We start from the raw sequence: 22664 nt of genomic DNA on the forward strand, positions 1-22664 counted from the left end.
GGCTGTGACATCGTTCCCACACGGGATCCTAGGGCGACCTTTCCCCGTGGGTCAACGCAAAGAGCGCGGAAAATGTCAGAGCGCGGGGGGCGGCGCGGTGGACTCGCGCTCGACGAGCCGCACGTTCAGCACCGTCGTGACGGAGTCGGACTCGGGCCGCTCGATGCGCTCGTCGAGCCGGCGCACGGCGGTCGCGCCCAGGTTGAAGGTGTCTTGCGAGACCGCGCTGACCTGCGGCGAGACCATGCTCATCCAGGGCGCGTCGTCGAAGGCGACGAGGCTGATGTCGCCGGGCACGCGCAGGCCCAGCTCGCCGATGGCCCGCCAGACGCCCTCGGCGAGCACGTTGTTGGCGGCGAAGACGGCCGTGGGCCGGTCGGGGCCGCGCAGCATGTCGAGCGCGCGGCGGTGCGCGCCGGTGACGTCCCAGCCCGAGGAGACGACCAGCTCGGGATCGACCTTGATGCCCCCGGCGCTCAGCGCCTCCAGGTAGCCCTGGTAGCGCTCGTAACCGGTGGTCCAGTCGGTCTCGTCGATGAACAGCGCGATGCGGCGGTGGCCCAGCCCGACCAGGTGGGCGGTGGCGGTGCGGGCGCCGACGCGGTTGCCCACCACGACGCCGTCGGTGGAGCCGGCCGCGAACTGCCGGTCGACCTCGACCACGGGGATGCCGTGGGAGGACAGGTAGGTGGACACGGCCGAGGAATTGGGCGTCACGACCACCCCGGCCACCCGCAGCGCGACCAGCGCCTCGGCCGCCTCGCCCTCCGCCTCGGCCGACAGGCTCGTGTCGGCCAGCACCATCGTGTAGCCGCGCTCGCGCGCCTCCCTGCTGGCGCCGGCGGCCAGCTCCGCGTAGAACGGGTTGCGCAGATCGCTCACCAGCACCCCGACCGACCGGCTGACCTGCTGCTTCAGCGTACGGGCCATGATGTCGGGCACGTAGCCCAGCTCGGCGGCGGCCCGCAGGACGCGCTCGCGCACGTCGCTGGCGGCGTAGCCGCGCCCCGTCAGCGCCCTGGAGACGGTCGAGCGCGAGACGCCCGCGGCCTCCGCGACATCCTTGATCGTGGGGCGGCGGGAACGGCCGAGGGGGGCGCTGCGCCGTTCTACGGTCATCGATTCCCTTCCGCGACCACGTCGACCAGAGCCTCGGCGTGCTGCCCGAGACGCAGATCGCCGATGGTCAAGTCGACTGCGAGGCGAACGCGGCGTCGCGGCACGGCGTCGGCGCCGAGACGGAGATGCACCTGCTCCATACCCCCTCCGGGCAGCCTAAGCGTGACAGAGCCCCGCTCGCGTCTCCAGCCTGGCGGCACCACCGGCTCGACGGTGGCCACGACTTTGTCCGGCCACGGGTTGCGCACGGTGGCCGTCAGCACGACCTCGCCGCCCGCGGGGACGCTCGTATAGTACGGCGTCAGCCGGCACAGCACGCCGTCCGCCCCGAGGCCGAGCCGGTCGAGCGGCAGCAGGTCGTGGTGCAGCGCGACGAGCTCCTCACCGCGTTCGGTGACCATGCGCAGGTAGTCGTCGTCCACCCAGCGGGGCCGCCAGTGGCCGCTGACCAGGAGATCGGGGCGCAGGCGCCGGTAGAGGGCGGCGCTCTTGCGGTAGTCCTCGATCTGGAAGCGGTTCTTGTACTGGAAGTTCAGGATCTCCTGGCGCTCGCCGGGGATGCCCATGCCGTCCTGCTGGTCGCCGGTCACCAGCACCCGGTGCCCGTCCACCTCGAACTCGTACGCCGCCGCGAACAACGTGTGCCCCGGCAGGTCGTGCACCGTGATGGCGTACTCCCGCCAGCGCACCGTCTCCCCCAGCCCGAGCACCCGGTCGGCGGGGATGGGGTCGAACCACTGGCAGGGCAGGTCGTGGTGGAGCGGCGCGGCCAGGATGGGCGCGATGTGGGAAGGTGCCCAGATCTGCGTGCCCTCGACGTCGCGCAGCAGCGGCATGCCGGCCACGTGGTCGTCGTGGTAGTGGGTGGGCAGGGCGACCTCGACGGTGGTGACGCCGTAGTGGGCGCGCAGCGCGGGCAGGGAGGCCAGCCAGGGGCGGCGCGCCTCGCGGGCGGTGCTCTTCACCAGACCGGTGGACATGTCGTAGCCGAAGTCGAACACCATGGCCGCGCCCGACTCCGACAGCAGCACGTAGCTGTAGGACTGGCTGCTCCTGTTCATCAGCAGGTGCGGAGTGACCTGCACGAACGGGTTGTCGAGCAGGCCGCGCACGTCCCACGGGTGGGGGCGGCGGAAGTCGACGTACCGTTGCATGGCGGCCGACAGGCGCGACAGCGCGTCTTGGGGGTCGCTCATCGGCTCGCCGTGCGAGGGCAGCAGCACGTCGAGCTCCTCCCGCTGGAGCAGCTCGGCGCTGAGGACGACCATGGCGGGGCCCTCGTTCTCGGTGTAGGACCACTGGGTGGCGGCCAGGGACCACACCTTGCCGGGGGCGTAGATCAGGTCGCCGGTGAAGGCGGCGCCGCCCACGACGTACGTGACCGAGCCCGGCGTGTGGCCCGGTGTGGGCAGGACGCGCACGTCCACCCCGCCGTATCGGGCCGTCCGATACTCGGGCACCACGCCCGTGATCGCCACCGGCTCCAGCAGGGAGAAGCGGTCGTCGCGCAGGTCGTAGTCGTTGAGGAGCTGGCGGCCCGCCCACATCTCGCCGACCTTCTCGAACAGCTCGCGCTCGACCGGCGGCACGTGGATCGCCACGCCCGCCTCGACCGCCCGGTGCAGGCCCTGCACCTGGTCACGGTGGTGGTGGGTGACGAGGACGTCGGTGATGCGGTCGAGCCCGAGCTGGTCGAGCAGGTCGAGCACCCGCCCGGAACCGAAGTCGACGGCGATGCCCGTGCGCTCCCCGCCGGGCGCGGCGGGAGCCTTGATGACGTAGACGTGACAGGTGTCTGCGACGCGGAGCACCCCGGGGAGAACTTCGGTGACTTCCATACCCACGGGGCAGGATCCTATCCGGTATCGTTCCCACAATGGATGCCCTGGAGTGGATTGTTCCCTGTCCGAAAAAGGCCGCCCTTGGTACATCGCACCTCGATCTGAGCAAATGCCGGATCCAGGGCGGTCTGGGCACCGACCGCGCCGTCACCGTGCTGCGCCCCCTCCTCCCCACGGAGGAGCCGGACGGCGCCACGGATACCCCCGTGGAGGTGCGGATCGATGGGGACACCGGGCTGCCGCCGGAAGGGTACACGCTGACGGCGGGCGACGGCGGCGTGCTCATCGTGGGAGCCGACGCCGCCGGGGCGTTCTACGGCGCGCAGACGCTCGCCGCGCTGCTCGCCGCCCCGTGCGCCGAGCATCCGGCGTGCGTGCCGGAGACGGACATCAGGGACTGGCCCGACCTGCCGCTGCGCGGCACGATCGAGGGCTTCTACGGCACCCCCTGGACGCACGCCGACCGCCTGGAGCACCTGCGCTTCTCCGCCCGGCACAAGCTCAACACCTACGTCTACGCCCCCAAGGACGACCCGTTCCACCGGGAGCGGTGGCGGGAGCCGTACCCGGAGGAGGAGCTGGCCCGGCTGGCCGAGCTGGTCACCGAGGCCCGCGCGCAGCACGTGCGGTTCGTCTTCGCGCTCAGCCCCGGCCTGTCGATGACCTACAGCGACCCGGCCGAGCGGGCCGCGCTGCGCGCCAAGGCCGAGCAGGTGTGGCAGGCCGGCGTCAGGGAGTACGCGCTGCTGTTCGACGACATCCGGCCCGAGCTGAGCCAGCTGCGCGACCGCGAAACGTACGGCACGGAGGAGGGCGCGAGCGCGAGCGCCCACGCGGCGGTGTGCCGCGACTTCGCCGAGGAGTTCCTCGCCCCCCGGGGCGCGCAGCGGCCGCTGACCATGGTGCCCACCGACTACGCGGGAACGGCTCGCACCGCCTACCGCGACCGGCTGGCCGCCGAGCTGCCCGCCGACGTGCTCGTCTGGTGGACCGGCTCCGACGTCGTGGTGGGCGCGATCCCGGCCTACGACATGACCGCCGCCGCGGCCTCGTACGGCCACCGGGTGGCGCTGTGGGACAACTTCCCCGTCAACGACTTCGACTTCTCCCGGGTCTTCCTCGGGCCGCTGGTCGGCCGCGCCACCGACCTCGACGGCGTGCCGCTGGAGGGCATCACGGCCAACCCCATGGTGGAGGCGGCGGCCTCGCGCATCGCGCTGACGACGGTGGCCGACTACGCCTGGCACCTGGCGGCCTACGACCCGGCGCGCTCGCACCGGCGCGCGATCCGGCTGCTGCCCGGCGCCACCGAGCTGCTGCCGCTGGTGCGGGCGTGCTCGGCGTGGCCGCCCGGCGACGACCAGAGCCCGGCGCTGACCGCTCTGTGCGCGGCGGCGCTGGAGGGCGGGCCGTACGAGGTGCTGCGGGCCGAGCTGACCCGGCTGGCGGAGCTGCCCACGGACGTGCCGGGGCCCATCGCCAGGGAGCTGGCCCGCTGGGTGGCGGCGGCCAAGGACATGGGCACGGCCGGGCTGGCCGCGCTCGACCTGCTGGCCGGGGCGGGCACGCTGGCGGCGGCCGAGGAGGCGCTGGCCCGCGCCGAGTCGCACGAGGCGAACGTGCTGCGCAAGGTGATCCCGCCGTTCGCCCGCCAGGCCTTCGAACGCGTCACCGCCTGAGACACGCGTGAGGAAGGGCCCGCGCCGACCGGCGCGGGCCCTTCCAGGCGTGATGGGCGCAGGCGGCGGGCCGCGGCCGCCGGTGGGTCAGAGCGCCAGCACCTGGCCGGCCGCCCGCAGCTCCTCCTGCAGCGCCGCCACGTCCACGTCCTGCACCGCCTTGCCGCTCCCGGCCGCGTGGGCGGCGGCGAGGCCGGCGGCGTGCCCGAGCATCTGGTACTGGACCTCCATCCGGATGGAGGAGAACGCCACGTGCGAGGCCGACACGCACACGGGCACGACCAGGTTCGCGCACTCCTCCCGCCGCGGCACGATCGCCCCGTACGGGATCCGGTACGGCGCCACCCCCACCGACAGGTACCCCTCGGTCACCACCATGGGCACCGGGTCGGGATGCTCGTACACGTACCGCCAGGTCCGCTGCACCTCGCGGATGTCGAGGTGGTAGGAGCCCATGGCGATCGTGTCGGGCCACGGCGTCCCCTGGACGAGGTCGTGCTCGGTCAGGTGCGTCTCCCCCAGCATCCGCCGCGCCTCGCGCACGTAGAGCTGGTGCGGCAGGTGCCCGGTGTCGGCGAACTCGTCGGCGGGCAGCCCCCACCGCGCCAGCTCGGCCCGCACCGCGGCGGGCACTTCGGGGTCGGAGGACAGGAAGTACAGCAGGTCCTGGGCGTGGTGCAGGTGGTGCAGGCGGATGCGCTCGCGCTCGGCCGGGTCCGCGTCGGGGTAGGCCCAGGCGGAGCGGTCGAGCACGCTGAGGGAGAACGGGCCGAGCGAGTTGCCGTCGCACTTGCCGTGGGGCAGGTTCGGCTCCAGGCCGACCAGGCGTCCGGCGCGGGGCTCGACGCCCTGCTCGCGCCAGTGGCGGAAGAGCCGCCGCCCCAGCTCCCAGTGCTCCTCGTCGTAGCCGGGCCGCCGCTCGAACGGGATCCGGTCGGGGGCGGTGCTCATGCAGACGCGGTAGCCGTACGACATGACGCCGCCGTCGCCGGCCCCCACCTCGGCCATCGGCCCGTCGGCGACCTGCGGCAGCAGCGTGCCGTCGGCGTGGAACGGCGAGATCCACGGCGGGAAGTTGTGCATGCCGGGCACGACCTCGCGCCGCCCGGCGAAGGTCTCCCCGTGCAGGGCGCGGTCCTCGCGGCCGACCCGGTAGGAGACCCCGGCGGCGGCCAGCAGGTCGCCCTCGTAGCTCGCGTCGACGAAGACGCCCGCGGCGAAGCCGCCCGCCGAGACGACCCGCTCGCCCGAGGTGACCACCTCGCCCAGCGGCGCGCCGAACGCCACCTCCACCCCGGCCCGCTCCAGCCAGGACAGGAAGATCCGCTCGGCGACGTGCGGCTCGGGCCCCGCGTAGTGCCCGGGGGCGACCCCGTACGCGTCGGCGACCGCCTGGCGGAACTCGGCGGCCATGCCGCCCAGCACCCGGGCGTCCCCGATGTCGGTGTAGCCGAGCCCGCCGGAGGTCATGCCGCCGACGTGCCGGCCCGGTTCGAGCAGCACGGTGTCCAGGCCGCGCCGGGCGGCGGCGACGGCGGCGCACACGCCGGCCGAGGTCGCCCCGTACACGACCACGTCGGCCTGCCTCATCGCCGGCCCCACCACGCGGCCACCTGGTCGAGGTCGGCGCCGCTGATCGGCTCCAGGGTGTTGTCGATGCGCTCGACGTAGTAGAGGGCGGGCACGCCGAGCCCGGGCTGGGCCTGGGCGTAGGCGAGCCAGTCGGCCCGGCTGGGCATGGGCCACTGGTCGGTGTCGATGAGGTGGTGCGGCAGGGCGTGCGTGGCCACCGCGTGCCGGTAGCGGAGCTGGTCGACGGCGGGCACGAGGTCGCCGCGGGCGTCGTACTCCAGCACGTCGTTGAGCCTGATCATGTCGCTGACGTCGGCGAAGGCCGGGTGCGGGGTGTGCGTGATCATGAGGGCGTCGGGCTTGACCCGCTTGGCGGCGGCGTACATGGTGGCGAGCAGCTCGTGCAGGAGGGCGATGCCCCAGGTGGAGCCGTACGTCTTGAGGTGCGTGCCGCTGGGGCACCACTGGGTGAAGTCGATCTTGAGTCCGTCGGCACCGAGGTCGCCCAGGAGCCGCTGCATGATGGCGCGGACCCGCCGCCGGTAGGCGGGGTTGGACGGGTCGGCGGCGACGGGGCGCCCGCCCGCGTCCGTCACGCACTCCTCGGGCGGCAGGCCGTCGGCGGACCAGGCGCGCCACCACAGCAGCACGCGCTGCCCGCGGGCGTGCCGGTCGGCGATCCACTCGCGCAGCTGCGGCCACTTGGCCGCGTCGGGCTCGCAGTCGCCGTAGGTGAGCTGCCACCGGTCGTCGATGACGATCGTGCCGGGCACGATGCCGTGCTCCTCCAGCTTGGCCAGCCACTCGTCGTACAGGTCGCGCCGGGACAGCTCGACCGGGGAGACGCCGTCGGCCCTGGCGCACTGGGCGCCCCAGCCGCAGAAGATCGGCTCGCTCCACCATCCGGCCCGCTCGGGGACGATGTCGGGGGCCAGGCCGTGCTCGACGAGGTCGGCGCGATGCCGGGTGATGGCCTCCCAGGGCGAGGAGGCGGCGCGGAACACGACGGCCGGCGAGGTCCACGAGCCGCGGACCTCGGTGTGGCACTCGTAGTCGAAGCGCAGCAGCGCGCCGCCGTCCACCGGCTCGTACGTCAGCTCGGTGAAGGTCATCGCGGCGATCCCGGCGCGCACGGAGGCCGCCAGCCAGTCGCCTTCGGGGACGGCGGTGGCGCCGGTCGGCTCGTCCTTGCAGAAGGCCAGCACCAGCGGCGGCGGCGAGAAGACGGCGTGCAGGCGGCCGGGCGCGGCGTCGCCGACGACGGTCAGCGCGACCGCCGCGGACACCGGCCGCACGACCCGCACGGGGTGCGCGGGCGTGGGGCTGAAGACGCCGCGCGCGTGGATCGCGGAGCGGAACGTGCCGGCGGCGCGGGTGTTGAGCACGGCCCGGCCGCCCATCAGCGTCACGTCGCCGAGCACGCCGTCGCCCTCGACGCGCACCTCCAGCTCGATCGTCTCGGGCGTGCAGGTCAGCCGCACGACCTTGCTGTCCCACTGGGTGCTGCGCTGCGGGAAGTCGAAGACGGCCCGGCCGTCGCGCTCGACCAGGACGGGCGGGAGCGTCTCGTACGTCTCGTCGCGCCCGCCGCTGGTGCCGACCGAGGCCAGCAGGTTGAGCGTCATCCAGCCGACCAGCTCGGCGCTGGGGTCGGTGCGCGAGACGGTCAGGTGGTAGTGGCCGCTGTCCAGGTGGTAGGCCGTGTCAGTGGTGGTGATCCGCATGGGTTAGCCGAAAGCCTCGATCCTGGGCAGGGCGGGGGCCTGGCCGCCCCCGGCGATGAGCCGGGCGTAGTAGCGCCCGGAGTCCTTGACGGTGCGGGCGCCGGTGGCGTAGTCGACGTGCACGAGGCCGAACCTGGGCCGGTAGCCGAGCGCCCACTCGAAGTTGTCCATGAGGGACCAGTGCAGGTAGCCGCGCACGTCGGCGCCCGCCTCGATGGCCGACTCGACGGCCGCGACGTGGTCGCGCAGGTAGGCGATCCTGCGGTGGTCGTGCACCCGGCCGTCGTGGGTGGGGGTGTCGCCGAAGACGCCGCCGTTCTCGGTGATCATCAGCGGCGTGCCGGGGAAGCGGCGGCTCAGCCCGACGAGCAGGTCGCGCAGGGCGCCCGGGTTGATCTCCCACCCCTCGTCGGTCCTGGCGACGTCGCCGCTGGGCCCGACCACCTTCCAGGGGAACGGGTCCGGCGGGGCGGCGGCCATGACGCGGCGCGTGTAGTAGTTGATGCCGAGGAAGTCGCTGCGCCCGCCGATCGCGGCCTCGTCGCCGTCGCGGACGAAGTCGAGGCCGTGGCCGAGCGCGCGCTCCCAGTGCTCCCGCGTGTCGGCGGGGTAGCCGTCGCCGAGCAGCGGGTCGAGGTACCAGCGGTTGACGTAGCCGTCGGAGCCCCGGGCCGCCGCCCGGTCGGCCGCGCTGCCGGTGGCGGGGTCGCAGGGGAACAGGCTGAGCGCCGCGCCGGCCTTCGTGCCGGGAAAGGCGTGCAGCACGTCGGCGGCGGCGCCGTGGCCGAGCAGCACGTGGTGACCGGCCTTGACGGCGGTGCCGAGGTCGGCGACGCCGGGGGCGTGCAGGCCGAGCTGGTAGCCGAGCAACGCGATGATCCACGGCTCGTTCTGGGTGATCCACCAGGTCACGCGGTCGGCCAGCCGGTCGGCGACCGCTTGCGCGTACGAGGTGAAGGCGTTTACGGAAGAGCGCTCGGCCCAGGTCAGGCTCGCCGGCATGTCCCAGTGGTTGAGCGTGAGCACCGGCTCGACGCCCGCCTCCAGCAGCGCGTCGGTGAAGCGCTCGTAGTGGTCGAGCGCCTTGGGGTCGGCGTGCGCGCCGTCGGGCATGACGCGGGACCAGCCGGTCGAGAAGCGGTAGGCGCCCAGCCCCAGCTCCTTGACCAGTTCGACGTCCTCGCGCCAGCGCACGAACGAGTCGCAGGCCCGCGATCCGTCGCCGCCGCCCTCGACCGCGCCGGGCCGGCGGCAGAACACGTCCCAGACCGACTCGCCGCGCCCGTGGTGGCCCTCGATCTGGTACGCGGACGTGCCCGCGCCCCACAGGAACCCGTCGGGAAAGCTCATCCCTTGCTCCCGGTCGTCGCGATGCCCTTGACGAAGTGCTTCTGGCCCAGGAAGAACAGGATGATCATCGGGATCGTGGTGATCACGCTGGCCGTCATGACGATCTCCCAGTGCCACTCGCCGCCGAAGCCGAACTGGTCGAGCAGCGCCTTGAGCCCGCGCGGCACGGTGAACGTGGTGGAGTCGCGCAGGTAGATGAGCGGCCGCATGAGGTCCGTCCAGGCCGCCTGGAACTCGAACAGCAGCGTCACCACGACCGCGGGCCGGCACAGCGGCAGCGCCATCCTGGTGAAGATCGTCCAGTTGTTCGCGCCGTCGATCTTCGCCGCCTCGAACGGCTCGCGCGGCAGGCCCATGAAGAACTGCCGCAGCAGGAAGATGTAGAACGCGCTGCCGAACAGGTTCTGAGCCCACAAGGGCGTCAGGGTGCCGACCATGCCGAGGGAGTTCCAGATGAGGAACACCGGCACCATCGTGACCGCGCCCGGCAGCATCATCGTGGCCAGCAGCACCCCGAACAGGGCGCCACGGCCAGGGAAGCGGAAGTAGGCGAAGCCCCAGGCCACCATGGCGCTGGTGATCGTCACGGTCACCGCGGCCAGCACCGTCACCAGCAGCGTGTTGGCCATCCACAGCGCCAGCGGCGCCTCCTGCCACACCCGGATGTAGTTGTCGAAGGTGAAGGTCTCGGGCAGGATCCGGTGGTCGAACACCTCGCTGCGCGGCTTGAACGACGCGCTGAGCAGCCAGATGAACGGGTAGATGAACGCGACGGCGAACACGCTCAGCGCGGCCCACGTCAGGATCTTCCTCAGCCGCTTCACGAGTTCCCCCCTTCGTAGTGCACGAACCGCCTGGTCACCAGGATCTGCACGCCGGTGATCGCCATGATCACGATGAACAGCAGCCAGGCCAGCGCGGAGGCGTAGCCCATGTGCAGGAACTCGAAGGCCTGCTGGAACAGGTAGATCGCGTAGAACAGCGCGGCGTCGTTGCTGTAGGTGGTGTTGCCCGCGCCGAAGAAGGCCGTGTACGCCTCGGTGAAGGACTGCAGGGCGTTGATGCTGTCCACGATGAACAGGAAGAACAGCGTAGGGCTGATCATCGGGACGGTGATGCGCAGCGTGCGCTTCCACCAGCCGGCCCCGTCCACGAGGGCGGAGTCGTACAGCTCCTGCGGCACGCCGCGCAGCGCCGCCAGGATGATGACCACCGACGAGCCCACCGTCCACAGGCTCATCAGCACCAGGCCCGGCTTGACCCAGTCGGGGTCGGTGGTCCAGGCGGGCCCGTCGATGCCGAACACGCCGAGGAAGCTGTTGATCAGGCCGTTCTGGCCGTTGAACAGCATCAGCAGCAGGATCCCGACCGCGACCGGCGGCGTCATCTTGGGCAGGAAGAAGGCCGTGCGGAAGAAGCCGGTGGCCTTGGTGGCGCTGTTGAGCAGCAGCGCCAGCCCGAGGGAGACGACGAGCTGGGTGGGCACCGACATCACCGTGAACAGGAACGTGTTGCGCAGCGCCAGCCCCACCTTCGGGTCCTGGAAGAGGGTGACGTAGTTGTCGAAGCCGATGAACGACGGGTCGTTGATGACGTCGTAGTCGGTCAGCGACAGGTAGGCGCTGTTGATCACGGGCCAGGCGGTGAAGATCAGGAACCCGAGGATCCAGGGGCTGATGAACAGCAGCGCCGCGCGGGTCTCGATGAACCGCATGGACCGCCAGCGCGGCGCCTTGGTGTGCGTTGCGGACATGCTCTTAGTTCGTTCGCTTCGTCCAGTCGGCCCATGCCTTGTCCAGGGCCGCCTGGGCGTCCTTCTGGGCCTTGTCGAGCGCGGCCTGCGGCTCGTCCTGGCCGTTGAGCACCCGGTTCACCGCGCCCTGCCAGGCGTCCTTGAACTCCTTGTCGGCGGGGTTGGCCGGCAGGCTGAAGGTGTTGTCGTTGGCCTCGTAGACGGCCTTGACGCCGGAGTCCCAGGGCTCGCCGCCCGGGGTGAGCATCTTCCTGATCTCCTCGTCGGCCTTGACGTTGCCGGTCAGGATGCCCGTGAACGGCTTGCCCTCGGCCTTGCGCTTGTCCACGCGGGCCTGCGCGGCGGCCTTCCACGACTCGACGAGCGTCATCGTCTTGGCGAAGCGGCAGGCGGCACCGGGGTTCTTGGCGCCCTTCGGGATCGCCCACGACGAGCCGGAGGAGTAGGCCAGCGGCTTGCCCTCAGGGGTGCGGAAGGTGTCGAAGGCCATGGGGGCCTTGGGCGAGACGTCGTTGAGCACGTTGACGTACCACTGCTCCATCGGCATGGCGCCCAGCGCGTTCTCGGCGTACTGGTTGCCCTTGCCGAAGAAGTCGGCCGAGTCGCGCACGGCCTTGACCTTGGCGAAGCCGCCCTGCGCGTCGTAAATGGAGACCGCGAACTGCAGCGCCTTGACCACCTCGGGGCTGTTGAGCTGGGCGGTCCTGCCGTCGGCCGACAGCAGGTCGGCGCCGAGCGACTTGGCCCACAGCGGCAGGAACTCCGGCAGCTTGCTGTCGAAGCCGATCACCTGGAGCTTGCCGCCGGGCGCCTTGACCAGCTTCTTGGTCGCGGCGGTGATCTTGTCCCAGTTGGAGCCGTTGACGTCGGCGACCGTCAGGCCGGCCTCCTTCAGCAGGTCGGCGTTGGCCATGGTGATCTGGACCTGGTTGAACTCGGGGATGGCGTACACCTCGTTGCCGAACGTCACCTGGGCGAGCGCGTTCTTGTTGTACATCGAGGTGTCGATCTGCTCCCCCTGGACGCACTGCGTGAGGGGGATGATCGCGCCGCGCGAGGCGAAAGTGCCGATCTGGTCGCGGTTGGCGTAGATGAGGTCCGGCGGGTCGCCGGCCGCCACCGCCGACAGGAACTGCTGGATGTCGAGGTCGCCCTCGATCAGCTTCACGTCCGCGCCCTTGAGCGACTGCTTGGCCAGATCGACGCGGGTCTTGCCGATCTCGTCGGTGGCGCCGAAGCCCATGACCGAAAGGGTGCCCTGGTAGGAGGCACCGGGGTTGAACTGGCCCGCCGAGGGCGCGGGCGCGGCGGCGCCGCCGGTGCCCTTGGCACACGAGGTGAGCGCGAGAGCGAGCGACACCGACAGGACGGACCAGCGGACGAGCGGGGATCTCATTGGGGGTTTCGCCTCCACACTGAACAAGCGGGGCATCAGGCATGCTGATGACGGCCTCACGTGGCGCCAGGCCAGTGTGGCAACGTTCACACATCTGAGAACGTACCCATACCGCCGAAATCCCGTCAACCACTCACTTCACTGCGTTTCTGTCCTGTTAACAAGTACGGCGGTGTGGGACGCCCCACTGGGACGCCCGCACCTCCTGCCCCATCGGCGCTCCCGTACACGCGAGAGGGCCCGGCCGTCGCATCCGGCCGGGCCCTCATTCGGCAAGGCGCCCCGGGGCAGGGGGGTTGGGCGCCTTATATGGAGAAGCGGGCGTCAGTGCCCGAATCAGTGTTCCGTGGCCTTCTCGGCTCCGACGCCCGTGAGCGAGCGGACCTCGATCTCGGCGTACTTGGAGGCGTTGTACTCCTTGCTGAGGATGGTGCCGAGCCAGCCGCACAGGAAGCCCAGCGGGATCGAGACGATGCCCGGGTTGCTCAGCGGGAACAGGTCGAAGTCGGCCGTCTTGAACAGCGCCGTCTCGCCGCCGGAGACCACCGGCGAGAAGATCACCAGCAGCAGGGCGGAGACCAGGCCGCCGTAGATGGCCGAGACCGCGCCGGCCGTGTTGAACCTCTTCCAGAACAGGCTGTAGAGGATCGCCGGCAGGTTGCCCGAGGCCGCCACCGCGAACGCCAGCGCCACCAGGAACGCCACGTTCTGGCCCTGGGCGAGGATGCCCAGGCCGATCGCCACGGCCCCGATGACCAGCGCGGAGACGCGGGCCACCACGACCTCCTGGCGCTCGCTGGCCTGGCCGCGCTTGAAGACGTGCGCGTACAGGTCGTGGGAGAAGCTGGAGGAGGAGGCCAGCGTCAGGCCCGCGACCACGGCCAGGATCGTGGCGAAGGCCACGGCGCCGATCAGCGCCAGCAGGATCGTGCCGCCCACCGGGCCGAAGATGTCGGCGCCGATCTGCTGGGCCAGCATGGGCGCGGCCGTGTTGCCCGCCTTGTCGCCCGCGACGATCGCGGTCTTGCCGACCAGGGCCGCCGCGCCGAAGCCGAGGACCAGGGTCAGCAGGTAGAAGACGCCGATGATGCCGATGCCCCACAGGACCGACTTGCGGGCGTCCTTGGCGGTGGGGACGGTGTAGAAGCGGATGAGGATGTGCGGCAGGCCCGCCGTGCCCAGCACCAGCGCCAGGCCGAGGCTGATCAGGTCGATCTTGCCGGCCAGGCCCTGCGCCTCGGTGCCGTACTTCAGGCCCGGGATGAGGAAGCTGCCGGGGTTCGCCTTCGGGCCGCTCACCGTGGCGGCCTGGCCGAGCAGGGCCGACAGGTTGAAGCCGAACTTGCCCAGCACCAGCAGCGTCACCAGCGCGGCGCCGCCCATGAGCAGCACGGCCTTGACGATCTGGACCCAGGTGGTGCCCTTCATGCCGCCGAAGACGACGTACACGATCATCAGGGCGCCCACGCCGACGATCGTCCACGCCTTGCCGGCGTCGCTGGTGATGCCGAGCAGCAGGCCGACCAGCGCGCCCGCGCCCACCATCTGCGCCAGCAGGTAGAAGATGCTCACCACGATCGTGGACACGCCCGCCGCCGTGCGCACCGGGCGGGGGCTCATCCGGAACGCCAGCACGTCCGCCATGGTGAACTTGCCAGAGTTGCGCATCAGCTCGGCCACCAGCAGCAGCGCCACCAGCCAGGCGACCAGGAAGCCGATCGAGTAAAGGAACCCGTCGTAGCCGGACAGCGCGATGATGCCGGCGATGCCGAGGAAGGAGGCGGCCGACATGTAGTCGCCGCCGATCGCCAGGCCGTTCTGCACGCCGCTGAACGAGCGGCCGCCCGCGTAGTAGTCGGCGGCCGTCTTGGTCTGGCGGCTCGCCCAGAACGTGATGCCCAGGGTGGCGGCCACGAAGGTGAGGAAGAGGATCATCCCCAAGGTCGTCGAGCTCACTGGGTCTTCTCCTCCACCTCGTGGCGCAGCTTGTCGGCGATCGGGTCGAGCTTCTTCTCCGCGTGCCTGGCGTACGCCCACGCGATGAGGAAGGTGGACACGAACTGGAGCAGGCCGAAGACCAAGCCGACGTTGATGTCGCCGAGCAGCTTGATCCCCATGAATCCCCGCGCCCACCCGGACAGCACCACGTAGAGCAGGTACCACGCGAGGAACGCCACGGTCATGGGGAAGGTCCAGCGGCGGAAGGCCCTTTTCAGCTCCTGGAACTCACTGCTCTCCTGCACTTGTTCATAGACCGACGCGTCATGTTCTCTTGTCGTCACGAGACCTCCACTGTGATGCGGATCACGCCCAACGTAAGAGCGCAACCTACCCGTCGTGGAGATCCGTAGGAGGGTTGTTCGGTGAGGCGGTGCCGTCCGGCGCCTAGTTGGGGATGGCCTGCGGTGAAAGGTCTGTATGGCGCGATGAGCGGTCGGCCATCCCTTTCACCCCTTTACGGCTCCGGCGGTCAGCCCCTCCACGATGAAGCGGCGGACGGCGGCGAACAGGACCAGCGTGGGCACGACCGAGACGACCGTGGCCGCCGCCATCGAGCCCCAGTCGATGTCGTACTGGGTGATGAAGGAGTTCATGGCGACCGGGATCGTCTTGGCGTCCTCGCTGTCGATGAACGTGATCGCCAGGAACAGCTCGTTCCAGCACTGCACGAACGCGAAGATGAACGTGGCCGCGATCCCCGGCAGCATGACCGGGATCACCACCCGCACCATCGCCACCAGCCGCGAGGCCCCGTCCACCTGCGCGGCCTCCTCCAGCGCCACCGGCACCCGCTCGTAGAAGCCGCGCATGATGATCGTCGAGAACGGCACCAGCATCGCCACGTACACCAGCATCAGCCCCGCCAGCCGGTTGAGCAGGTCGAGGTCGGACATCAGCAGGTAGAGCGGGCCGAGCGCGATGAACAGCGGGATCATCTGCGTGACGAGGAAGGCCAGCATCAGCGCGCCCCTGCCGGGGAAGGCGAAGCGGGCCAGCGTGTAGCCGCCCAGCACCCCCACGACCGTCACCACGGCCGCCGCCACCAGCGAGACCACGAGCGAGTTCAGCAGGTACGCGCCGAAGTCGGCGAACGCGAACAGCTCGGCGTAGTGCTCGAAGGTGACGTTCGCCGGCCAGTAACGCAGCGGCACCGAGAAGATCTCGGGCTTCGGCTTGAGCGAGGTGACGACGATCCAGTAAAGGGGGAACAGCGTGATCAGCAGCCAGGCGGCCAGCACGACGGCCTTGGCGGCCAGGGCGAGGCGCCTCATCGGGCCTTCTCGAATCTCGTCGCGTTCAGGTAGAAGATGCTGAAGGCCAGCAGCAGGGCCAGCACGAGCAGGCCGACCGCGCCCGCCCGGCCGTAGTCGCCGCCGATCACCTGCTGGATGAGGAAGGTCGTGACGATGTCGGTGCCGCCCGCCGGGCCGCCGCCGGTCATCGCGTAGATGAGGTCGGGGAAGTTCAGGATCCAGATGATCCGCAGCAGCACGATCAGGGCCAGCGTGGGGCGGATGTGCGGCAGCGTCACGTGCCAGAACTGGCGTGCCCGCGAGGCGCCGTCCACGGCCGCCGCCTCGTACAGCTCCCTGGGCACCGACTGCAGCGCGGCCATGATCATGATGGCGAAGAACGTGACGCCGTACCAGATGTTGGCCACGATGACGGAGGTCATCGCCCAGCCGGGCGAGGCGAGGAAGCCGATGCGCTCGTCGATCAGGCCCGCCTTCAGCAGCAGGTCGTTGACCACCCCGAACTGGCCGTTGAACATCCACCGCCACAGCAGCCCGATCAGGAACCCCGACATGGCCCACGGGAAGAACACCCACGCCTGGTAGAGGCCCCTGCCCCGGAAGTGCCGGCGCAGCAGCAGCGCCAGCCCGAAGCCGAGGAGGAACTGGAAGAACAGCGAGACCGCCACCCACGTGCCGGTGTTGCGCAGCGCCGTCCAGAAGCGGTCCTCGGCCAGCACGGCCCGGAAGTTCTCAAGGCCGGCGAACGGGGTGGAGGTCACGTCGAACAGGTTGTAGCGCTGGAAGGCGATCACCGCGCCGCGGATCATCGGGTAGTACGTGAACAGCGCCACGAACACGACGCCGGGCAGCAGGCACAGCGCGATGAAGCGGGCCCGGCGGACGGTGAACGTCCTCACGAGACCTTCTTGGCCTGGTCGGTCCAGAACGCGTCCCACGACCTGAGCACCTCGGCCGTGCTCTTCTTCCCGGTGATCAGCGCCTGGACGTCACGGTCGGAGTCCACCAGGAACTGGCTCCAGCCCGGATAGTCCACCGGCCTGATCGTGATCACCTGCTTGGGGTCCTGCTGGGCCTGGAGGTAGGCCTTCCACGCGCCCTGGGAGAACTGCGGGTCGCTCTGGGCCTGACGGGAGATCGGGATGAGCGAGTTGCCCTTGGCGAAGGCGATGCTCTGCTTGGCCTCCGACAGGAACCGCACCAGCGCCACCGCCTCCTTGGGGTGCCGGCTGAAGGAGGTCACGCCCCAGCCGGCGTAGCCGACGGGCTGGTAGGCGTAGCCGGTGGGGCCCTTGGGGATCGGGGCGGTGGCCCAGGCCGTCACGCCGCTCTCCTCGACCGTTTTGATCACCTCGGGGTCCTGGATGAGCATGCCGGTGACGCCCGAGGTGAAGCCCTGCACCATCTCCGGGTAGCCCCAGGACACCGAGTCGGGGGGCGACGCCTCCTTGAAGATCTTGACGAAGAGGTCGAGGGCCTGCGCCGCCTCGGGGGTCGAGAAGATCGTGCGCTTGTCCTTCAGGAAGAAGGACTTCTCCGGATTCAGCGCGTCGCCGTTGTACGCGCTGATCATCATCACCGCGTAGTCCGCGCCGCCCTTGCCGCCCCGGAAGGAGTAGCCGTACCGGTCGCCGGTGGTCATCTTCTTGCCGGCCTCGTACAGCTCCTGCCAGGTGGCCGGCGGCGCCGTCATGCCGAAGTCCGTACGGTAGAACAGCGTGCGCTGGTAGAACCCGTACGGGATCAGATACGCCTTGCCCCCGACCTCCACCGCCTTCTTGCGCGCCAGGTCGGTCAGGTCCGCCCAGCCGGCCCAGCCCGTGGTGGGCAGCTCGGCCAGCCAGCCGTTGTTGGAGAAGGACTTGGCCGTGTGATCGCGCACCTCCAGCACGTCCAGGCCCTTCTTCGTCTGCAGGATCTGGGTGATCTTCTGGTCGGCGCTGTCGAGCGGCGGGGAGACGAGCTCGACCGTGACGCCCGGGTGGGCCTGCTCGAAGTCCTTGAGGAGCGACCTGATGAGTTTCGTCCGCTCGGGGCCGGTCAGGCTCTCGATCATCCTCAGCCGGATCTCCCCGGCGGACGGCTCGCCGGATCCGCATCCTGCGAGCACCAGCGTGACGGTGACGGCCGCGGCCGCCAGGACGGGCTTTCTCATGACGAGCCTCCCGCGGGGGTCAGACAGCGCTGTCAATCACGTTAGGCCGCCATTCCCTCCAGGGCCAGACCGAGATCCTTGATCAATGTCTCCGCGGGCTCCAGGCCGACCGACAGCCGGACGAGGCCGACCGGGATCCCCATGGTGGCCCGCACGCTCTCCTCGGTGGACAGCGCCGGCGCGTTCACCAGGCTCTCGAACCCACCCCACGACACCCCGATCCGGAAATGTCGCAATCTGGCGAGGAACGCCCCCACCTCCGGCCGCGACTCCGTGTCCAGCACCAGGCTGAACAGGCTGGAGAAGCCCGACATCTGCCGCGACGCGATCGCATGACCCGGATGCGACGGCAGGCCCGGATGGTTCACCGACCGCACCGCCGGATGGTCCTGCAAGAACGCCGCCACGGCCAGGCCGCGCTCCTGGTGGGCCGCCATCCGTACCGGCAGCGTGCGCAACCCCTTGATCACCTTGGCCGCGTCGTGCGGCGACATCGCGGCGCCGAAGAGCTGGTACTCGGTCAGCGCCAGCGGCCTGATCAGCCCCGCCGGCCCCGCCACCACGCCGCCCACCAGGTCGCTGTGCCCGCCGATGTACTTCGACAACGAGTGCACCACCAGGTCCACCCCCATCGTCAGCGGCTTCTGGAACAACGGGGTGGACCACGTGTTGTCCATCACCGTCACCAGCCCCCGCTCCCGCGCCCACCCCGTCACCTCGGCGATGTCCACCACCTGGTAGGCCATGTAGGAGGGCGACTCGAAGTACAGTAGGCGGGTGCTCGCCTTGATAGCGCTGTCACCTTCCGCGAGGTCCCTGACATGCGTGTGCGTGACCCCGAACTTCTCCAGGTAACGCAGGAACTGCGTGGTCGGCCCGTAGACCGCCCCGAGCACCAGCACGTGATCGCCCGCCGACACCAGGGAGGAGATCGTCGCCGAGATCGCGCCCATGCCCGACGCGAAACATTTGGCCCGCTCTCCCCGCTCCAGCGCCGCCAGCTTACGCTGGGCGAGATCGACCGTCGGGTTGGTCCCCCGCCAGTAGACGTAACGCTCGTCCTCGTTCCTGACGGCCTCGCCGAGCTCCTCCGCCGTCGCGAACGTGAACACCGAGTTCTCGAACACCGGCGGGTTGACCGCACCCAGCGCCCAAGGCTCGTCCTCACCCAACCGGCCACAGATCCATTCATCATCCATGGGGGCAGACTATGACAACCCGCAGGCCAACCATGGCGGACGTGGCCCGCCAGGCAGGGGTGAGCCTCAAGACGGTGTCCCGGGTCGTCAACCAGGAGCCCCACGTCAGGGCGTCGCTCCAGCGGAGGGTGCAGGCCGCCATCAGCGCCCTCGGCTACCGCCGCAACGAGGCCGCCGCCCGCCTTGCCCGAGGCGCCACCATGCTGACGCTCGGGCTCGTCATGGAGAACATCTCCAACGAGTTCTACTCCCGCCTGGCCGCCGCCGTCGAAGCCGCCGCCGCCGACCACGAGGCCCTCGTCGTGTTCGGCTCGTACGAGGAGAGCGCCGACAAGGAACGCATGCTCATCGAGTCCATGTACACCCGCGGCGTCGACTCCCTGATCGTCGTCCCCTCCGCCGCCGACCACTCCTGGCTGGCCGAGCACGCCGGCCTCACCACCGTGTTCGTCGACCGGGTGCCCGCCGGCCTCGACGCCGCCGACGTGGTGCTGCTCGACGACGTGTGGGGCGGCCGCATCGCCACCGAGCACCTGCTCGCCCGCGGCCACCGCCGCATCGCGCTCATCTCCGACGACGACGGCATCAGCTCCGTCCGCGACCGCGCCACCGGCTACCGCACCGCCCTGACCGCCGCCGGCCTGCCCGCCGACGAGGAGCTGGTCGTCCGCGAGCTGTACGACCCCGCCCGCGTCTCCGGCGAGGTCACCAGGCTCCTCGACCTGCCCTGCCCGCCCACCGCCTTCTTCGCCACCAACAACCGCGCCGCCATCGGCATCCTCCAGGCGCTGCGCGAACGCCCCGAACGGCCCGCCTACGTCGGGTTCGACGACTTCGCGCTGGCCGAGGTGTTCAACCCCGGCGTCACCGTCGTCCGCTACGACACCGCCCGCCTGGCCCGCGCCGCCGTGGACCTCCTCCTCAACCCGTCACCGGCGGCCCGCCGCATCAAGGTGCCGGTGGAGCTCGTCCCCCGCGGCTCCGGCGAGCTCCCCCCACCCTCCTGATCCGCCCCAAGATGTGGTCACATCTCCCCCTTCCGCGGCTGAGGCCCGCACGGGGCGGGTAACCACCCCGCTGTACGACGCGCAGCGGGGGTGGACCATGTCGGAGGACGGCACCGGGGCTTCGAGCGAGGCCATCGACCCGGACGTCTACCTCGACGTGCCCGTGGTCCTGGTCGACGAGATCACCCTCGACGTGCAGGACCTGCGGGCCAAGGTGTCCCTCCAGGCCGAGGTGCTCGACCTGCTGCGGCTCAGCGTCGGCGCCGACGTCTTCCTCGGCTCCGTCAACCTCACCATCAAGGGCGTCGAGGCGCAGGCGCTGCTGAAGGTGCGGCTGGACAACGTGGCCCGCATCATCGACCGGGTCCTGCGGACCATCGACGCCAACCCGCAGATCCTGGAGAACCTCACGCGGGGCCTGGGCACCGCCGTCCGCGACCTCGGCACCGGTGCCGGCGGCGCCGTCCGCGACGTCGGCACGGGCGCCGCCTACGCCGTCCGCGACGTGGGCGCGGGAGCCGGCAGCGCGGTCCGCGACGTGGGGGCCGGAGCGGGCGGCGCAGTGCGAGACGTGGGGGCCGGAGCGGGCGGCGCCGTCCGCGACGTGGGCGCCGGAGCCGGGGACGCGGTCGAGGAGGTCGTACCCGTGGCCGGTGACGCGATCCAGGACACCACGAGCACCGTCCGGGACGTGGGCGAAGGCGCCACCGAGAACGTCGGCCCTCCGCCGCAGGACCCGGACCCGGCGGACGCCGGCAAGCCGCACCACCGCCACCGCTACCATTTCAAACGCCGCCGCAACCGCAAGTGAGCACCATCACCATGCCGAAACCAGAGCACCCCACCACCCCGGACGTGGAGATCACCGCCTCCGCCAAGGCCAGGGAGCTCCGCTTCCACGCACCTCCGCAGGTGTCGGTGCACGCGGCGGCGGAGCCGGTCGGGGAGTGCGCGTGGGGCAGCGACCGCACGAACCTGCCCGACCGGGTCGAGCCGCACGTCACCTACCGCGACATCCGCATCGACTTCCGCCTGGCCGCCGAGCTCACGGATCCCGTGGACGCCACGGAGGAGCCGCCGACCCCGTAGCCGGCACCTCCGGGCCCGGTCAGGACGAGCGGGGCCGCCAGTCGCCGCGGTCGAGGTCGAGGTCCTCCGGGGTGTGCAGCCGGACCATGGTCCTGGCCACGCCGGCCGGCACCCGGTGCGGGGTGAGGAACGACGCGGCCACCATCACGGTGAACGCGATCGGCACCGTCCACGCCGCCGGCTGGGCCAGCAGCGCCCCCGTCAGCCCGGCCTGGGGACCGCCCACGATCGTCATGAGGACGGCGGCGCAGGCCAGCCCGCCGCCCACGAACAATCCGGCCAGGGCTCCCGTCGTGGACAGGCGGCGCCACCAGATGCCCAGCACCAGCAGCGGGCAGAACGACGAGGCCGCCACGGCGAAGGCCAGCCCCACCACGTCCGCCACCGGCAGCGCCCGCGCCCACAGCGCCAGGGCCAGCGGCACCGCGACCGCCATCAGGGTGGCGATCCTGAACGAGCGGACGCCGCCCTTGAGCAGGTCCTGGGCGATCACGCCTGCCACGGAGACGGTCAGGCCCGAGGAGGTGGACAGGAAGGCGGCGAACGCGCCCGCGGTGACGAGGGCGGTCAGGAGGTCGCCGAGGGTGCCGCCGATCATGCGCGAGGGCAGGGTCAGCACGACGGTGTCGGTGCGGACGAGGTCGGGCGCGTACATGCGGCCGAGCCACCCGTACACGGCGGGCAGCAGGTAGAAGGCGCCGAGCAGCGACAGCACCACGAGCGTCGTCCGGCGGGCGGCCCGCCCGTCGGGGTTGGTGTAGAAGCGGACGAGCACGTGCGGCAGCCCCATCGTGCCCAGGAACGTGGCCAGGATCAGCGAGTACGTCGAGTACAGCCCGTACTCCTTGCTGCCGGCGAGCGGCACCTGCCAGGTGGCGGCGTCGGCGGCGCTGACGCCGGGCGCGCCGTCGGCCTGCCAGGCCATCAGCAGGAACACCAGCGGCACGGCCAGCGCGGTCAGCTTGAGCCAGTACTGGAACGCCTGCACGAACGTGATCGACCGCATCCCGCCGGACAGCACGTTCACCGCCACGACGACCGCGACCAGCAGCCCGCCCACCCACACGGGCGCGCCGGTGATCGTGCGCAGCACCAGGCCCGCGCTCTGGAACTGCGGCATGAGGTAGAGCCAGCCGATCAGGACGACGAGCACGCTGGCGGTGCGGCGCACGGTCATCGACTCGAGCCTGGCCTCGGCGAAGTCGGGCAGCGTGTACGCCCCGGACCGGCGCAGCGGCGCCGAGACCAGCACCAGCAGCACGAGGTAGCCGCCGGTCCAGCCGACGGGCAGCCACAGCATGTCCACGCCGAAGGACAGGATCAGCCCGGCGATGCCCAGGAAGGACGCCGCCGACAGGTACTCGCCGCCGATGGCCGAGGCGTTCCAGAGGGGGCTGACCGTGCGGGAGGCGACGTAGAAGTCGGACGTGGTGCGCGAGACCCTGATCCCGAACGCCCCGATGAGCACGGCCGCGACCACCACGACCAGCACCGCCGTCAGGCTCATCCGACCGGCTCCGCGACGT

Annotated in this window: 19 protein-coding genes; 4 read left to right on the top strand and 15 right to left on the bottom strand. The window is 70.9% G+C overall.

The features are described 5' to 3' along the window. Positions 1 to 75 precede the first annotated feature (75 nt). Both HCN51_RS06110 and HCN51_RS06115 read right to left on the bottom strand, forming a co-directional pair. Entirely contained in the window at positions 76 to 1119 is a 1044-nt protein-coding gene (locus HCN51_RS06110; RefSeq protein ID WP_168007675.1) for a LacI family DNA-binding transcriptional regulator, read from the bottom strand. Beyond that, positions 1116 to 2957 (bottom strand): MBL fold metallo-hydrolase, encoded by a 1842-nt coding sequence (locus HCN51_RS06115; RefSeq protein WP_168008038.1) that lies wholly within the window; start codon positions 2955 to 2957, stop codon positions 1116 to 1118. The genes HCN51_RS06110 and HCN51_RS06115 overlap by 4 nt, the downstream gene beginning before the upstream one ends. 38 nt (positions 2958 to 2995) lie before the next feature. Between HCN51_RS06115 and HCN51_RS06120 the strand changes: the two genes are divergently transcribed. Further along, the gene (locus tag HCN51_RS06120; RefSeq protein ID WP_168007677.1) at positions 2996 to 4639 is read left to right on the top strand and encodes a glycoside hydrolase family 84 protein; all 1644 of its coding nucleotides are present in this window, start codon (positions 2996 to 2998) and stop codon (positions 4637 to 4639) included. An 87-nt stretch (positions 4640 to 4726) separates the two neighbouring features. On the opposite strand, the gene HCN51_RS06125 is transcribed toward HCN51_RS06120, so the two are convergent. The 12 genes from HCN51_RS06125 to HCN51_RS06180 form a co-directional block, all read right to left on the bottom strand. Continuing rightward, the gene (locus tag HCN51_RS06125; protein ID WP_168007679.1) at positions 4727 to 6229 is read right to left on the bottom strand and encodes an FAD-dependent oxidoreductase; all 1503 of its coding nucleotides are present in this window, start codon (positions 6227 to 6229) and stop codon (positions 4727 to 4729) included. Then, complete coding sequence (locus tag HCN51_RS06130) at positions 6226 to 7935, bottom strand: alpha-amylase family protein (RefSeq protein ID WP_168007681.1); 1710 nt, start codon at positions 7933 to 7935, stop codon at positions 6226 to 6228. Before HCN51_RS06130 ends, HCN51_RS06125 begins: the two co-directional genes overlap by 4 nt. 3 nt (positions 7936 to 7938) lie before the next feature. Continuing rightward, entirely contained in the window at positions 7939 to 9285 is a 1347-nt protein-coding gene (locus tag HCN51_RS06135; protein WP_168007683.1) for a GH1 family beta-glucosidase, read from the bottom strand. After that, a complete protein-coding gene (locus HCN51_RS06140) occupies positions 9282 to 10109 on the bottom strand; it encodes an ABC transporter permease subunit (protein WP_168007685.1) in 828 nt (275 codons plus the stop codon). Before HCN51_RS06140 ends, HCN51_RS06135 begins: the two co-directional genes overlap by 4 nt. Next, complete coding sequence (locus HCN51_RS06145) at positions 10106 to 11038, bottom strand: carbohydrate ABC transporter permease (protein WP_080036617.1); 933 nt, start codon at positions 11036 to 11038, stop codon at positions 10106 to 10108. Before HCN51_RS06145 ends, HCN51_RS06140 begins: the two co-directional genes overlap by 4 nt. Before the next feature lie 4 nt (positions 11039 to 11042). Continuing rightward, entirely contained in the window at positions 11043 to 12434 is a 1392-nt protein-coding gene (locus HCN51_RS06150; protein ID WP_168007687.1) for an ABC transporter substrate-binding protein, read from the bottom strand. A gap of 336 nt (positions 12435 to 12770) precedes the next feature. Continuing rightward, entirely contained in the window at positions 12771 to 14369 is a 1599-nt protein-coding gene (locus HCN51_RS06155; protein WP_080036615.1) for a solute symporter family protein, read from the bottom strand. A gap of 17 nt (positions 14370 to 14386) precedes the next feature. Continuing rightward, the gene (locus HCN51_RS06160; protein ID WP_080036614.1) at positions 14387 to 14716 is read right to left on the bottom strand and encodes a DUF485 domain-containing protein; all 330 of its coding nucleotides are present in this window, start codon (positions 14714 to 14716) and stop codon (positions 14387 to 14389) included. 165 nt (positions 14717 to 14881) lie between these two features. Further along, entirely contained in the window at positions 14882 to 15706 is an 825-nt protein-coding gene (locus tag HCN51_RS06165) for a carbohydrate ABC transporter permease (protein WP_080036613.1), read from the bottom strand. Continuing rightward, entirely contained in the window at positions 15703 to 16587 is an 885-nt protein-coding gene (locus HCN51_RS06170; RefSeq protein WP_206066624.1) for an ABC transporter permease subunit, read from the bottom strand. Before HCN51_RS06170 ends, HCN51_RS06165 begins: the two co-directional genes overlap by 4 nt. Then, complete coding sequence (locus tag HCN51_RS06175; RefSeq protein WP_168007689.1) at positions 16584 to 17843, bottom strand: ABC transporter substrate-binding protein; 1260 nt, start codon at positions 17841 to 17843, stop codon at positions 16584 to 16586. The genes HCN51_RS06170 and HCN51_RS06175 overlap by 4 nt, the downstream gene beginning before the upstream one ends. Positions 17844 to 17884: 41 nt before the next feature. Then, the gene (locus tag HCN51_RS06180; protein WP_168007691.1) at positions 17885 to 19042 is read right to left on the bottom strand and encodes a trans-sulfuration enzyme family protein; all 1158 of its coding nucleotides are present in this window, start codon (positions 19040 to 19042) and stop codon (positions 17885 to 17887) included. A gap of 41 nt (positions 19043 to 19083) precedes the next feature. On the opposite strand from HCN51_RS06180, the gene HCN51_RS06185 reads away from it, so the two are divergent. From HCN51_RS06185 to HCN51_RS06195, 3 genes are all read left to right on the top strand, one after another. Next, complete coding sequence (locus HCN51_RS06185) at positions 19084 to 20049, top strand: substrate-binding domain-containing protein (protein ID WP_168007693.1); 966 nt, start codon at positions 19084 to 19086, stop codon at positions 20047 to 20049. Positions 20050 to 20146: 97 nt separating this feature from the next. Further along, complete coding sequence (locus tag HCN51_RS06190; RefSeq protein ID WP_206066625.1) at positions 20147 to 20860, top strand: thioesterase; 714 nt, start codon at positions 20147 to 20149, stop codon at positions 20858 to 20860. Between the two features lie 11 nt (positions 20861 to 20871). Continuing rightward, positions 20872 to 21138, top strand: a complete 267-nt coding sequence (locus HCN51_RS06195) for a hypothetical protein (protein WP_168007695.1) — start codon at positions 20872 to 20874, stop codon at positions 21136 to 21138. Between the two features lie 19 nt (positions 21139 to 21157). Here HCN51_RS06195 and HCN51_RS06200 read toward each other — a convergent pair whose 3' ends face one another. After that, positions 21158 to 22645, bottom strand: a complete 1488-nt coding sequence (locus tag HCN51_RS06200; protein ID WP_168007697.1) for a sodium/solute symporter — start codon at positions 22643 to 22645, stop codon at positions 21158 to 21160. Positions 22646 to 22664 lie beyond the last annotated feature (19 nt).

The organism is Nonomuraea composti (genome assembly GCF_012034275.1).
GTDB classification, from domain to species: Bacteria; Actinomycetota; Actinomycetes; order Streptosporangiales; family Streptosporangiaceae; genus Nonomuraea; species Nonomuraea composti.

Bases quoted from the DNA above. Each gene is read 5' to 3' on its own strand.
- HCN51_RS06110 (WP_168007675.1), bottom strand. From the start codon at position 1,119: ATGACCGTAGAACGGCGCAGCGCCCCCCTCGGCCGTTCCCGCCGCCCC.
- HCN51_RS06165 (WP_080036613.1), bottom strand. From the start codon at position 15,706: ATGAGGCGCCTCGCCCTGGCCGCCAAGGCCGTCGTGCTGGCCGCCTGG.
- HCN51_RS06120 (WP_168007677.1), top strand. From the start codon at position 2,996: ATGGATGCCCTGGAGTGGATTGTTCCCTGTCCGAAAAAGGCCGCCCTT.
- HCN51_RS06130 (WP_168007681.1), bottom strand. From the start codon at position 7,935: ATGCGGATCACCACCACTGACACGGCCTACCACCTGGACAGCGGCCAC.
- HCN51_RS06125 (WP_168007679.1), bottom strand. From the start codon at position 6,229: ATGAGGCAGGCCGACGTGGTCGTGTACGGGGCGACCTCGGCCGGCGTG.
- HCN51_RS06175 (WP_168007689.1), bottom strand. From the start codon at position 17,843: ATGAGAAAGCCCGTCCTGGCGGCCGCGGCCGTCACCGTCACGCTGGTG.
- HCN51_RS06180 (WP_168007691.1), bottom strand. From the start codon at position 19,042: ATGGATGATGAATGGATCTGTGGCCGGTTGGGTGAGGACGAGCCTTGG.
- HCN51_RS06195 (WP_168007695.1), top strand. From the start codon at position 20,872: ATGCCGAAACCAGAGCACCCCACCACCCCGGACGTGGAGATCACCGCC.
- HCN51_RS06200 (WP_168007697.1), bottom strand. From the start codon at position 22,645: ATGAGCCTGACGGCGGTGCTGGTCGTGGTGGTCGCGGCCGTGCTCATC.
- HCN51_RS06155 (WP_080036615.1), bottom strand. From the start codon at position 14,369: ATGATCCTCTTCCTCACCTTCGTGGCCGCCACCCTGGGCATCACGTTC.
- HCN51_RS06190 (WP_206066625.1), top strand. From the start codon at position 20,147: ATGTCGGAGGACGGCACCGGGGCTTCGAGCGAGGCCATCGACCCGGAC.
- HCN51_RS06115 (WP_168008038.1), bottom strand. From the start codon at position 2,957: ATGGAAGTCACCGAAGTTCTCCCCGGGGTGCTCCGCGTCGCAGACACC.
- HCN51_RS06145 (WP_080036617.1), bottom strand. From the start codon at position 11,038: ATGTCCGCAACGCACACCAAGGCGCCGCGCTGGCGGTCCATGCGGTTC.
- HCN51_RS06135 (WP_168007683.1), bottom strand. From the start codon at position 9,285: ATGAGCTTTCCCGACGGGTTCCTGTGGGGCGCGGGCACGTCCGCGTAC.
- HCN51_RS06150 (WP_168007687.1), bottom strand. From the start codon at position 12,434: ATGAGATCCCCGCTCGTCCGCTGGTCCGTCCTGTCGGTGTCGCTCGCT.